The sequence below is a fragment of the Klebsiella sp. MS 92-3 genome (genome assembly GCF_000195655.1).
GTDB lineage: Bacteria > Pseudomonadota > Gammaproteobacteria > Enterobacterales > Enterobacteriaceae > Klebsiella > Klebsiella pneumoniae.
Genome location: NZ_GL882742.1, coordinates 10,305 through 19,337 on the forward strand (window position 1 = coordinate 10,305; position 9,033 = coordinate 19,337).

Annotated in this window: 10 protein-coding genes; 5 read left to right on the plus strand and 5 right to left on the minus strand. The window is 57.8% G+C overall.

Features of this window, described 5'->3' with window-relative positions:
• Positions 1–18: 18 nt before the first annotated feature.
• The 4 genes from HMPREF9538_RS22630 to HMPREF9538_RS22620 all read right to left on the minus strand — a co-directional run bounded on the left by HMPREF9538_RS22630 (position 19) and on the right by HMPREF9538_RS22620 (position 4,270).
• Positions 19–888: a phosphoribulokinase gene (locus HMPREF9538_RS22630; RefSeq protein ID WP_002920153.1), complete on the minus strand. Its 870-nt coding sequence runs from the start codon at positions 886–888 to the stop codon at positions 19–21.
• A gap of 36 nt (positions 889–924) precedes the next feature.
• Entirely contained in the window at positions 925–1,143 is a 219-nt protein-coding gene (locus HMPREF9538_RS22625) for a YheU family protein (RefSeq protein WP_004174055.1), read from the minus strand.
• Positions 1,140–2,138 carry a hydrolase gene (locus HMPREF9538_RS0126950; protein ID WP_024264627.1) on the minus strand — a complete coding sequence of 333 codons (999 nt, stop codon included), beginning with the start codon at positions 2,136–2,138 and terminating at the stop codon, positions 1,140–1,142. The genes HMPREF9538_RS22625 and HMPREF9538_RS0126950 overlap by 4 nt, the downstream gene beginning before the upstream one ends.
• Positions 2,139–2,365: 227 nt before the next feature.
• Positions 2,366–4,270, minus strand: coding sequence for an ABC transporter ATP-binding protein (locus HMPREF9538_RS22620; RefSeq protein WP_009484163.1), 1,905 nt, complete (start codon positions 4,268–4,270; stop codon positions 2,366–2,368).
• A 173-nt stretch (positions 4,271–4,443) separates the two neighbouring features.
• Here HMPREF9538_RS22620 and kefG point away from each other — a divergent pair, with 173 nt between their 5' ends.
• The 4 genes from kefG to slyD all read left to right on the plus strand — a co-directional run bounded on the left by kefG (position 4,444) and on the right by slyD (position 7,692).
• Complete coding sequence (gene kefG / locus HMPREF9538_RS22615) at positions 4,444–5,007, plus strand: glutathione-regulated potassium-efflux system ancillary protein KefG (RefSeq protein ID WP_004151401.1); 564 nt, start codon at positions 4,444–4,446, stop codon at positions 5,005–5,007.
• Positions 4,994–6,799: a glutathione-regulated potassium-efflux system protein KefB gene (gene kefB / locus HMPREF9538_RS22610; protein WP_004150031.1), complete on the plus strand. Its 1,806-nt coding sequence runs from the start codon at positions 4,994–4,996 to the stop codon at positions 6,797–6,799. The genes kefG and kefB overlap by 14 nt, the downstream gene beginning before the upstream one ends.
• An 11-nt stretch (positions 6,800–6,810) precedes the next feature.
• Positions 6,811–7,011 (plus strand): YheV family putative zinc ribbon protein, encoded by a 201-nt coding sequence (locus tag HMPREF9538_RS22605; RefSeq protein WP_002920143.1) that lies wholly within the window; start codon positions 6,811–6,813, stop codon positions 7,009–7,011.
• Positions 7,012–7,104: 93 nt separating this feature from the next.
• Positions 7,105–7,692, plus strand: a complete 588-nt coding sequence (gene slyD / locus HMPREF9538_RS22600) for a peptidylprolyl isomerase (protein ID WP_002920140.1) — start codon at positions 7,105–7,107, stop codon at positions 7,690–7,692.
• Positions 7,693–7,750: 58 nt separating this feature from the next.
• On the opposite strand, the gene HMPREF9538_RS22595 is transcribed toward slyD, so the two are convergent.
• Positions 7,751–7,969 (minus strand): protein SlyX, encoded by a 219-nt coding sequence (locus HMPREF9538_RS22595; RefSeq protein WP_002920136.1) that lies wholly within the window; start codon positions 7,967–7,969, stop codon positions 7,751–7,753.
• Positions 7,970–8,191: 222 nt separating this feature from the next.
• Here HMPREF9538_RS22595 and fkpA point away from each other — a divergent pair, with 222 nt between their 5' ends.
• Entirely contained in the window at positions 8,192–9,022 is an 831-nt protein-coding gene (gene fkpA / locus HMPREF9538_RS22590) for an FKBP-type peptidyl-prolyl cis-trans isomerase (protein ID WP_004150030.1), read from the plus strand.
• The last annotated feature ends 11 nt before the right edge of the window (positions 9,023–9,033 follow it).

The following is a 9,033-nucleotide window of genomic DNA, read 5'->3' on the forward strand; positions in this document are numbered from 1 at the left end:
GGGGGGGGGTTTTTTTGGTTAGCCTATCTTACGGCCTTCCATCAGGCGCTCGACCAGCGGCGTCATGATAAGCTCCATCGCCAGCCCCATTTTACCGCCCGGCACCACCAGGGTGTTCATGTGCGAGATAAACGAGCCCTGCAGCATCGCCAACAGCCAGGGGAAATCGATATTCTGCAGATTGCGGAAATGGATCACTACAAAGCTCTCGTCCAGCGAGGGGATCGCTTTGGCGGCAAACGGGTTGGAGGTGTCCACCGTCGGCACGCGCTGAAAGTTGATATGGGTGCGGGAAAATTGCGGGGTAATGAAGTTGATGTAATCTTCCATCGAGCGGACGACCGAGTCCATCACCGCCTCCCGGGAGTGGCCGCGTTCGCTGGTGTCGCGAATAAGCTTTTGGATCCACTCGAGGTTAACGATAGGCACCACCCCGACCAGCAGGTCGACATGGCTGGCGACATCATGCTGCGGCGTGACAACCCCGCCGTGCAGCCCCTCATAGAACAGCACGTCTGTCGGCTCCGGCAGCGGCTGCCAGGGGGTAAAGGTCCCCGGCACCTGATTCCACGGCACGGCTTCGTCATAGGTGTGGAGATATTTCCGCGACTGACCTTTGCCGTGGCGACCATAGTCGACAAAGGTCTGCTCCAGCAGGCCGAAGTCGTTCGCCTCCGGGCCAAAGTAGCTGATATGTTTACCCTGATCCCGCGCCTTACGGATCGCCATGTCCATTTCCGGGCGGGTGTAGCGATGAAAGCTATCGCCTTCCACCTCCGCGGCGTGCAGGTTTAGCTGCGCGAAGATTTTGCGAAAGGCAAGGCTGGTGGTGGTAGTGCCCGCGCCGCTGGAGCCCGTGACGGCGATCACCGGATGTTTGGCAGACATAACAACTCCCTGGTTAAACGATGTAGTGGCGTCGCCTTAGCCGTTAAACAGCGCGCGCGGCATAATATTGACCGTCTCATGCAGTTCCGACCACACAAGGACCGCCTCTCCGCGTTTCAGCTGCTGTTTTACATCGGCGACTTTATCGGCAAGTGAACGTTCATATTCACCATAATCGGTGCCTTCACGTAACACAAAGCTTTCAATCAGGTTATCCAGCGTTTCGGGATCCAGATCCTGCCAGGGAATAATCATACGGGAACCTCCAGCCAGCGGTTTAACCAGTCGGGAATGCGTCTTTCCAGCCACATCTCCGGTTTACGCAGAGTGCCGCTGACAAAGCCAACGTGGCCGCCTTGCTCGGTCAATTGATACTCTACGTTCGCGGGCAGTTGCTCCTGCGGCGGAATCGAGTGGTGATCCATAAACGGATCGTCTTTCGCGTGAATGATGAGCGTCGGCTTAGTGATATCGCTGAGCCGCGGCATGGCGCTGCATTGCCGGTAATAATCCAGCGCATCGGCAAAGCCATGGATTTTGGCGGTGATCATATCGTCAAATTCCCGGATGCGGCGCATCCCTTTGAGCTGGCGTAAATCGACGGGCAGCGAGCCCGGGTACGCTTTCAGCTTGCGTGAAGCGTTGGCTTTTAACAGATTGAGCAGATAGCGCTGATAAACTCGCGAGAAGCCCTTATCCATATGATAGCTGCAGGCTTCGAGCATGAAAGGCGCGGAGACGATCACCGCCGCATCCAGCGGGCAGCGGTCGCCTTCCTCTGCCAGCAGGCAGCCCAGCATATTGCCGCCCAGCGAATAGCCGACGGCCGCGGTCGGCGCGGGACCAAACTCGCGCTTCAGCCAGTGCAAAAACCAGGTGCCATCTTCCGTTTCGCCGGAGTGATAGATGCGGTGATTGCGGTTAGGTTCGCCGCTGCAGCCGCGGAAATGCATCACCACGCCCAGCCAGCCGCGCTGCATCGCCGCGTGGATCAGACCATGGGCGTACGGGCTGTGCAGACTGCCTTCCAGGCCGTGAAAAACGACGAGGCGCGGCTTATGGCGCGCCTGGTGCGGGTCTTCGCTCCAGGCCAGATCGACAAAATCGCCGTCCGGCAGCTCAAGGCGCTGCCAGTGCGGGGTAAAGCGCAATTTACGGCGAATCAGCCGCGGCAGCATGGTTTGCAGATGACGATTGCCCACGCCGCGCATCGGATGGAACTCACGCGAATCGTTTTCGGGGGGCGTCATGTCTGTGGGGATGATTTCAACCATAGCACCAGAACAATTAATAAACGTGATGATGACTATACCGCGCAGGGCATGCAGGGGGTTAGCCAATATGTGGTCTTGCGGCCAGTGACGCCAGCTTACAGCAAAAACAAATCATTGATGTCGCTGATGGCCAGGCCATGAAGAGGGCAGAAACCCACCCTGCCAGCGGCAGCGTACGCGCAGGCAGGATGAAGAGGAAGAGTTTAGCCTTCCTGAAGCATGCGCTCCAGCTGCTCCTGGGCCTCCAGCCAGGCCATCTCGCACTCCTCCAGCCCGGACTTCGCGCTGGCCTGTTGCTGCAGGCATTCGGTCAGCTCGGCTTTACGTGAGGCGTCATAAAGCTCACTGTCGCCAAGTTTTTCTTCCGCACTGGCCAACTGCGCGTTGAGCTTGTCCATCTCTTTTTCCAGACGGGCGATCTCTTTGCGCAGCGGTTGGGTCTGGCTGCGCAGCTCCGCTTCCCGACGCTTCTGGTCTTTGCGCGCCTGGGCGCTATTGCCGCTCTCTTTTGGCGCCTCGCCGCTCTGGGACTCCTGTTTTTGCGAGTCGCTGAGCCACTGCTGATAATCTTCCAGATCGCCGTCGAACGGCTCGACTTTACCATCGTGGACGAGGTACAGATCGTCAGTGGTGGAACGGATCAGGTGCCGATCGTGCGATACGACCACCAGCGCCCCTTCAAAGTCGATCAGCGCTTCGGTTAAGGCCTGACGCATATCGAGGTCAAGGTGGTTGGTCGGTTCATCGAGCAGCAGCAGGTTAGGGCGCTGCCAGACGATCAGGGCCAGTACCAGGCGAGCCTTTTCTCCACCGGAGAAGCGGCGGGTTTCTTCGCTCACCTTATCGCCCTGGAAACCAAAGCCGCCGAGATAATCACGCAGCTTCTGCTCCAGCTCCTGCGGCGCCAGACGCGCCAGGTGCCGCAGCGGCGACTCATCGGCGCGCAGGAATTCCAGCTGATGCTGGGCGAAGTAGCCGAGCTTGATGCCTTTCGCGAGGCCGATCTCGCCGCTTACGGGCTGGAGCTCGCCTGCCAGGAGCTTAATCAGCGTCGACTTCCCGGCGCCGTTGCGGCCCAGCAGGCCGATACGCGAGCCCGGCACCAGGTTAAGCTTGATGGAGTCGAGAATTATACGCTCGCCGTAGCCGGCGCTGACTTTCTCCATCTTCAGCAGCGGGTTAGGCAAGCTCTCCGGCTGGCGGAAGCTGAAGTGGAACGGGTTATCCACGTGCGCCGGAGCGATAAGCTCCATCCGCTCCAGCATTTTGATCCGGCTTTGCGCCTGCTTGGCCTTGGTGGCTTTGGCACGGAAGCGATCGATATAGCTTTGCAGGTGCGCGACGCGCTGCTGCTGGCTTTCGTACATCGCCTGCTGCTGAGCGAGGCGGGTGGCGCGCTGCACTTCAAACGAACTGTAGTTGCCGGTGTACTCAAACATGGTCTGCTGTTCGATATGGATAATTTTGTCGACGATAGGATCGAGAAAATCGCGATCGTGGGAGATGAGGATCAGCGTTCCCGTATAGCCCTTCAGCCACTTCTCCAGCCAGATCACCGCATCGAGATCGAGGTGGTTAGTCGGTTCATCGAGCAGCAGCAGATCGGAGCGGCAGATCAGCGCCTGGGCGAGGTTAAGGCGCATACGCCAGCCGCCGGAAAAATCGCTGACCGGCCGCTCAAGCTGTTCATTGCTGAACCCCAGACCGTGCAGCAGGCTGGCGGCGCGCGAACGGATCGTCCAGGCGTCGATGGCGTCCAGCTTACCGTGGACGGTGGCGATAGCATGACCGTCGTTGCGTTCGTTAGCCTGCTGGAGCGCGGCCTCCAGCTGGCGATACTCTCGATCGCCGTCAATGACATAATCGATTGCCGGCTGCGGTAGCGCCGGGGTTTCCTGATTCACCCAGGCCAGCTGCCAGTTGCCGGGAAAGGTCATACTGCCGCCGTCAGCGCTTATCTCGTTTTTCAAAAGCGATAGCAGCGTCGATTTCCCGCAGCCGTTTTTCCCCACCAGACCGACCTTTTGGCCAGGATTGATGGTAGCGGTGGCGTTGTCCAGCAGGACGCGTACGCCGCGACGAATTTGTAACGAGGAGAAAACAATCATAAGGCGCCGTATGTTCAGACTATGTTAATTTGTCATTATGATAATGTAGTGTGGAAGCGAATCGCTTCACCGGGCCGCCATGGTAGCCCAAAACGAAGACGATACACAAAGTCATTCTGGCTGTGTCAAAACGCCGGGGCTGTGCAGGCCGCCAGAAGACCTACGGGAGGGGAATGATGTCTCAGACAGCGAAAGTGTTGCTGCTGTATGCCCACCCAGAATCTCAGGATTCCGTGGCCAACCGGGTTTTATTAGAGCCGGCCTTACAGTTGCCGAACGTCACCGTGCACGATCTCTACGCGCACTATCCGGATTTTTTTATCGATATTGCTTACGAACAGGACCTGCTGCGCCAGCATGAGGTGATTGTTTTCCAGCACCCTTTATATACCTGGAGCTGTCCGGCGCTGCTCAAGGAGTGGCTGGATCGTGTGTTAAGCCGCGGCTTCGCCAGCGGCGCCGGAGGGAACGAACTGGCGGGAAAGTACTGGCGCAGCGTGATCACTACCGGCGAGCCTGAGAGCGCCTACCGTCGCGATGCTAATCGCTATCCGATGAACGATATTTTACGTCCTTTTGAACTGACCGCCGGCATGTGCCGTATGCACTGGATGAGCCCCATTATCGTCTACTGGGCCCGGAGGCAGCAGCCAGAGGAGCTGCGCAGCCGCGCCCTGGCCTACCGGGACTGGTTGGCCAATCCCATCGCCGCCGGAGGTGTCCATGGCGGGATCTGATTTGCTGCTGGCGGGGGTGTTGTTTTTGTTCGCGGCCGTCATCGCCGTCCCTCTGGCTTCAAGACTGGGGATTGGCGCGGTGCTGGGCTATCTGCTGGCCGGGATCGCCATTGGTCCGTGGGGGCTCGGGTTTATCAGCGATGTGGATGAAATTCTCCATTTCTCTGAGCTCGGCGTAGTGTTTCTGATGTTTATCATCGGCCTGGAGCTCAATCCCGCCAAGCTATGGCGACTGCGGAGCTCCATCTTCGGCGTTGGCGCGGCGCAGGTGATGCTCAGCGCGGCGATCCTCGGTGGGTTGCTGATGACGACCGGGTTTTCATGGCAGGCGGCGGTGGTCGGCGGGATCGGCCTGGCGATGTCTTCCACCGCCATGGCGCTGCAGCTGATGCGTGAGAAGGGAATGAGCCGCAGCGAAGCGGGACAGCTAGGCTTTTCGGTGCTGCTGTTTCAGGATCTGGCGGTGATCCCGGCGCTGGCGCTGGTGCCCCTGCTGGCCGGTTCAGCGGATGAGCATGTGAACTGGTTGACGGTCGGCATGAAGGTCCTGGCCTTTGCCGGGATGCTGATTGGCGGACGCTATCTGCTGCGGCCGGTGTTCCGTTTTATCGCCAGCTCGGGGGTCAGGGAGGTGTTCACTGCCGCCACGCTGCTGTTGGTCCTCGGATCTGCCCTGTTTATGGAGGCGCTGGGGCTGTCGATGGCGCTGGGCACCTTTATTGCCGGCGTGCTGCTGGCGGAAAGTGAGTATCGCCACGAACTGGAGATCGCTATCGATCCGTTCAAGGGGCTGCTGCTCGGGTTGTTCTTTATTTCCGTCGGCATGGCGCTGAACCTTGGCGTACTGTATACCCATCTGCTGTGGGTGGCGGTGAGCGTGGCGGTGCTGGTGGCGGTAAAAATGCTGGTGCTCTATCTGCTCGCCCGTCTCTATGGCCTGCGAAGTTCCGAGCGGATGCAGTTCGCGGGCGTATTAAGCCAGGGCGGCGAGTTCGCGTTTGTCCTCTTTTCGCTGCCCGCCTCTCAGCGGTTGTTTCAGCACGACCAGATGGCGCTGCTGCTGGTGGCGGTAACGTTGTCGATGATGACGACGCCGCTGCTGATGAAGGGGATAGATAAGCTATTGTCGCGACGGCTGAACCCGGCGGACGATACCGGTGAGGCGCCGTGGGTGGAGGATGACAAGCCGCAGGTGATTATTGTCGGGTTTGGTCGCTTTGGTCAGGTCATTGGTCGCCTGCTGATGGCCAATAAGATGCGTATTACGGTACTGGAGCGGGACATCAGCGCGGTAAATCTGATGCGCAACTATGGCTATAAAGTCTATTTTGGCGATGCCACCCAGCTGGAGCTGCTGCGCTCGGCGGGAGCGGAAGAGGCGCAGTCGATCGTCATCACCTGTAATGAGCCAGAAGATACCATGCGGCTGGTGGAAATGTGTCAACAACACTTTCCACATCTGCATATTCTGGCCCGCGCTCGCGGGCGCGTTGAGGCGCATGAGCTGCTGCAGGCCGGCGTGACGCAGTTTTCTCGCGAAACTTTCTCCAGTGCGTTGGAGCTGGGGCGCAAAGCGCTCATCACCCTCGGGATGCATCCTCACCAGGCCCAGCGCGCGCAGCTGCACTTCCGACGCCTCGATATGCGAATGCTGCGCGAGCTAATGCCAGTGCATACTGATACGGTACAGATATCACGCGTGCGGGAGGCCCGGCGCGAACTGGAAGAGATTTTCCAGCGCGAAATGCAGAAAGAGAGCCGGCAGCTGGACGGCTGGGACGAGTTTGAATAAAGGTAAATCTTATGGCAGTGCGTAAACGTTTTATTGCCGGGGCGAAATGTCCGGCGTGCCAGGCGCAGGATTCGCTGGCAATGTGGCGTGAGAATAATGTCGATGTTGTTGAGTGCGTTAAGTGCGGTCATCAGATGCGTGAGGCAGATAAAGAGGCCCGTGAGCATGTACGCAAAGAGGAGCAGGTGATTGGCATTTTTCATCCCGACTAGCGTTATCCGTCGGCTTTTTTTAAGCTAAAGGGTACACGGCAGCAGAATTCCGCTACAATCTGCGCCACTATTCTTCCCATCTCAGGAGATATCATGAAAGTAGCAAAAGACCTGGTGGTCAGCCTGGCCTATCAGGTACGTACAGAAGACGGTGTGTTGGTTGATGAGTCTCCGGTAAGCGCGCCGCTGGATTACCTGCACGGTCACGGCTCCCTGATTTCCGGCCTGGAAAACGCGCTGGATGGCCACGAAGTGGGCGACAAATTTGACGTTGCCGTCGGCGCTAACGACGCTTACGGTCAGTATGACGAAAACCTGGTGCAGCGTGTACCGAAAGACGTCTTCATGGGCGTTGATGAACTGCAGGTTGGCATGCGCTTCCTGGCGGAAACCGATCAGGGTCCGGTACCAGTAGAAATCACTGAAGTTGAAGACGACCACGTTGTGGTTGATGGCAACCACATGCTGGCTGGTCAGAACCTGAAGTTTAATGTGGAAGTCGTCGCCATCCGCGAAGCGACTGCGGAAGAGCTGGAGCACGGTCACGTGCACGGCGCGCATGGCCACGATCACGATCATGACCATGGTCATGACGGTTGCTGCGGCGGCCACGGCCACGATCATGGTCACGACCATGGTAAAGGGGGCTGCGGCGGCCACGGTGGCTGCGGCTGCCACTAATCTTTGCGCTTCGGCACGAAGACGACAAAAAAGCGGGGAAACCCGCTTTTTTTACGCCTCAATAGTGCGGCGGTGGCGTTTCTTCCGCCTGGGAGGCGATATGGGAGGGTTGGGTCGCCTTAAGCTTCTCGATCATCAGACGCATATGCTCCCGCATCTTCGCCATCTCGATCTCGTGGGCGGTCACGGTTTTGTTGAGGTCTTCGATGGTGATTTCCTGAAACGCCAGCCGGCTTTCCAGCTCCGCAAGGCGCGTTTCTAATGTGCTATCGTGCATGGGTAACCTCTTTAGTCTGATCCTGCGGGCGGATTCTACTTAAGTTTCCCCTGGCGCGCAGCATCGCTGCGCCGTACAGGAAACTTATTCATACAAAAATAGTCCTAAAAGAGGCGATATTCAGGAACGTCCGTATGTAGATTTTAATGGCAACGTTCTATAGTACGTTTTTTGCTTTTTACGATAACCCTGGGGCGAGAGGCCCCGGCCCTGGAGAAATGGATGAAATCACTGTTTAAAGTAACGCTGCTGGCGACCACAATGGCCGTCGCCCTGAATGCACCGCTGACCTTCGCTGCAGATACGGCAACGAAGGCAGCCCCGGCGGCTGAGAGTAAATCGGCATTTAAAAATGACGATCAGAAATCGGCCTATGCGCTGGGCGCGTCCCTGGGGCGTTACATGGAAAACTCCCTGAAAGAACAAGAGAAGCTGGGCATTAAGCTGGATAAATCCCAGCTGATCGCCGGTGTACAGGACGCGTTTGCCGATAAGAGCAAACTGTCCGACCAGGAGATCGAACAGACTCTGCAGGCCTTTGAAACGCGCGTGAAGACCGCGGCTCAGCAGAAAATGGAAAAAGACGCCACTGAGAACGAAGCCAAAGGCAAAGCTTTCCGTGACAACTTTGCCAAAGAGAAGGGCGTGAAAACCTCAAAAACTGGCCTGCTGTATAAAGTCGAGAAAGAAGGCGCTGGCGATGCGCCGAAAGACAGCGATACCGTGGTGGTAAACTACAAAGGTACCCTGATCGACGGTAAAGAGTTTGATAACTCTTATACTCGCGGCGAGCCGCTCTCTTTCCGTCTCGACGGCGTGATCCCGGGCTGGACTGAAGGCCTGAAGAACATCAAGAAAGGCGGCAAAATCAAGCTGGTTATTCCGCCGGACCTGGCCTACGGTAAAACTGGCGTCCCGGGCATCCCGGCCAACTCTACGCTGGTCTTTGATGTAGAACTGCTGGATATCAAACCGGCGCCGAAGGCAGATGCACAGCCGGAAGCCGCAGGCGATGCGAAAGCCGCGGACGCGAAAGCTGACGCTAAGAAGTAATCAGGTTCAGG